This is a genomic window from Moorena sp. SIO3A2 (assembly GCF_010672265.1).
GTDB lineage: Bacteria > Cyanobacteriota > Cyanobacteriia > Cyanobacteriales > Coleofasciculaceae > Moorena > Moorena producens.
In genome coordinates, this window is the sequence record NZ_JAAHHC010000114.1 from 1 (window position 1) to 2,981 (window position 2,981).

Below are 2,981 nucleotides of genomic sequence, written 5' to 3' on the forward strand. Positions count from 1 at the left end.
CGCTCATGGGGGGGACCACGGCAGTCGCTCATGGGGGGACCACGGCAGTCGCTCATGGGGGGGACCACGGCAGTCGCTCATGGGGGGGACCACGGCAGTCGCTCATGGGGGGGACCACGGCAGTCGCTCATGGGGGGGACCACGGCAGTCGCTCATGAGCGACTGCATCAAGACATTGACCAAGGGCGACATGAAACTCTGACATTTCTGATTCTTGTAAAAAACTTTTGATTTCTACAGCTATGCTTTGATTATCTTTCTGGGCTGCAATTAATTGTTCTGCTGCTAAGTCTATATACATTTCCGATCCGCCAACTTTGATGTATAGAGGATCTTTAGTTATCAGCCAGCCATCTTTTTCCAGGGCTAACCGAACAGTGTTGTGAAAAATATCCTTGGCTGGCATAGACAGATGGGCAATTGGAAATGACTTAGGGTTTTTAAGGTTTATTATAACTGAAATCAATATAAAAAATTCCTCCCGCACTCTACCGTAAGGTGAGCATCGGGAGGAATTTCAGCGGAATTATTAAATTGAGACTATAGGGTAAGAGTTAAACCTTGTTTAACTCGTGTTCGCCACACTCGCCTACTCCAAAGTTAGCTGTGTGCCCTCTATAACTAGAACCATATCACCAGGCAGTTTGTGACATTTTTTTCGACTTAGAGTCCTGTTTTAAGAACTTCCGCCGCTAATAGAAACTGGCGGAAGGTACAAAGAGATTGGCCACTTTAAACTCTTTCGCACCCACTTCCGACAGCGAGAACTGAATCGGGTAGGGACGGGAAACACCTTTACAAAGATCCGGTTTCAGGCGGATGAAGGTAACAATGGGAGGCTGGGATTTTGCCAATATGGTTGTGAAGTCCTCTTTCTGCGTGCAGCCGTTGCTCGTCACTACGATCGTGACACTTTTTTCAGTAACTTGTATTCCATGCAATGGTTCTACCGTTGCTGCTAAAGCCGTGGGAGCTGTGACACAGAATACTGCCACTGCGGCAAAGAGCAGGGTCCCTAGACCAAGTGCCAGTCTTGAGAGTGCTTTCTTCAAGGGAAGAGCAGCTGGCTTGAAGCGGTTGAATGGTGTATTTAGCATGATGTTTGAATTATTAATTTTCCGAATTTTGGCCTGATGTTAAAGGGACAGGACGGTCGAGATGATGGAGACCCTCAAGTCTGCCATCCCCTTAAGGCCGGGTCAATTTGGATTGAGCACTCGAAAGATTTAACCATAGGGTCTCCTTGTGGCTTCTGGTTCCGGGGAATTCAGGAATAGTCAGGTTTCCTGCCCCATCGGACTTTGGAAAAGATTGGAGTTCGGGTCAAGAAGTCCTGCGCCATTCGCGATTCTAAGAGCAGGGATATTTGATTGTCAATAAAATAGAAGATAATTAGAGATAATTACTCTTAATTACCAAAATTAAGTACAGAAACTGCGGATGCTTCGCTTTTTGACAGAAAAGTACCAACGGGGGCAGTTGCGATCGCATCCTTGTCAAAGCAATACCCTAAACCTTAATAAAATAGGTTAACCCTTAATTATAACTTATTATTATCAATGATTGGCTATATTAAGTAAAGTCGTTGGTCAAATAATTCCTATCACTGTTCCCTGTTCCCTGCTGCCTGCTCCCTATAAAAATGTACCTCACCTAATTGAAAACCGCTATAGTTACTCGTGGTTTATACTAGCGCTATAGTTAAGCTCTGGAAAATATATAGTCAGTCAACCAAGTTATCCGACAGCGCTGGCTTACCTGACTTGTGCTTAAGTCTTAACTATCACCCTACCAGCCTTGCCAGCACCAAACGCCTCAGCAGTCAAGTCTCAACGGCTCGACTGGGCGTTGGGTTGGTACTGAGCACAGTTGGTATTGTGAATAGAAGTACTCAACTTTCAGGACGTTCAGGACCTTCAGCAGGTCTTTTTTTAGGACTTTCAGCAGCTGTTTTTTCAGGACTTTCAGAACTTTCAGCAGCTCTTTTTTCAGCCATTTCAGCAGCTCTTTTCTTAGCTTCCGCCAAGGCTTCCTGCTTATCTTCTTTCCGAACTTTGCAGAACCGTGGAGGCTGATCCATTGGGGGTGCCAATTCTTCCACAAACGCGAAGGCATTTTTGTGGGGAAGGAATCGGGCTTTGACCTGGATGAATTTTGGCTTGCCCTGCTCCTTGAGCTTAGGATTGAATCGGAATGGTTTGACCGAGGAGTCCCGCCAGAATAATGGACAGTGACCAGCTTTGAGTACCCGAGTTCTTTCTGTAGCCTGGTGGCTTTTGAGATAGTTCACTAATTGTTCACTGTGGTTCCTAAAGACTGACACACAGGGAACTTTACAAACAGGGATGAACTGCCACAATCCAGCCAAGATGAAATACCCATTGCCAATCGCTTCAGCCCAAGCATGGGGTCTGTCTTCCTGTAAAATCCCAATTACCTCAAACCGGATATCCTGGAATTTGTTCCTGTCTGGGAAGTGGATCGGCTTAGGATATACCACGAGGCGATGCTCTCGGTTTCCGGCCTCTATGTGCCCCTTGAGAATATCCAGCACATACCTTTTCCGGTTGTGCTTAAGCAGAAAAAAGAGTGGGTAAGCCTTACCCTGAATGGTAATGGTAGGAATTTTCTCAGACAAATCTACCTCACCAGTTACAACCCCAACAGCCATAAACTTTGGTTCTGATGGCTGAATTAGTTCAATTGGTTGAGATGGTTTTACTAATTTCCTGGGAATCTCTGGTTTTTTGATTAGTGTTAGAATTTCTGACATAATTAATAGTGATTGTGTTTGTTCTTAACAAAAGACATCTAAAGAAATCTAGGAAATGGTTCGAATACCTTCCCTGCCAACTGCAAGACGAAAATAGAGACGATACAACTGACAGCTTGGCTTCGCCTGATTGCCATCGAGTGTCACCAACCCCATACTTTCTATAGGTGCGCTTGACCTTGGCGAATTAAATTCGCCAAGGTCAAGA

The 2,981-nt window shown here is 45.3% G+C and carries 4 protein-coding genes and 1 pseudogene; 1 reads left to right on the forward strand and 4 read right to left on the reverse strand.

Annotated features, from left to right (window positions below; all coding sequences use genetic code 11):
• Positions 1-175: 175 nt before the first annotated feature.
• Positions 176-406: pseudogene (locus F6K64_RS37875) on the reverse strand (element excision factor XisH family protein); the annotation flags it as partial.
• A gap of 286 nt (positions 407-692) precedes the next feature.
• Positions 693-1,097, reverse strand: coding sequence for a hypothetical protein (locus F6K64_RS37880; RefSeq protein ID WP_008177997.1), 405 nt, complete (start codon positions 1,095-1,097; stop codon positions 693-695).
• Positions 1,098-1,133: 36 nt separating this feature from the next.
• On the opposite strand from F6K64_RS37880, the gene F6K64_RS37885 reads away from it, so the two are divergent.
• A complete protein-coding gene (locus F6K64_RS37885; protein WP_154659638.1) occupies positions 1,134-1,277 on the forward strand; it encodes a hypothetical protein in 144 nt (47 codons plus the stop codon).
• A gap of 614 nt (positions 1,278-1,891) precedes the next feature.
• Here the strand turns inward: F6K64_RS37885 and F6K64_RS37890 are convergent.
• Together F6K64_RS37890 and F6K64_RS38695 are read right to left on the reverse strand one after the other, a co-directional pair.
• On the reverse strand, positions 1,892-2,773 hold the full coding sequence (locus tag F6K64_RS37890) for a hypothetical protein (protein ID WP_008177995.1): 882 nt from the start codon (positions 2,771-2,773) through the stop codon (positions 1,892-1,894).
• Between the two features lie 48 nt (positions 2,774-2,821).
• Complete coding sequence (locus tag F6K64_RS38695; protein WP_353815676.1) at positions 2,822-2,938, reverse strand: AAA-like domain-containing protein; 117 nt, start codon at positions 2,936-2,938, stop codon at positions 2,822-2,824.
• Between the last annotated feature and the right edge of the window lie 43 nt (positions 2,939-2,981).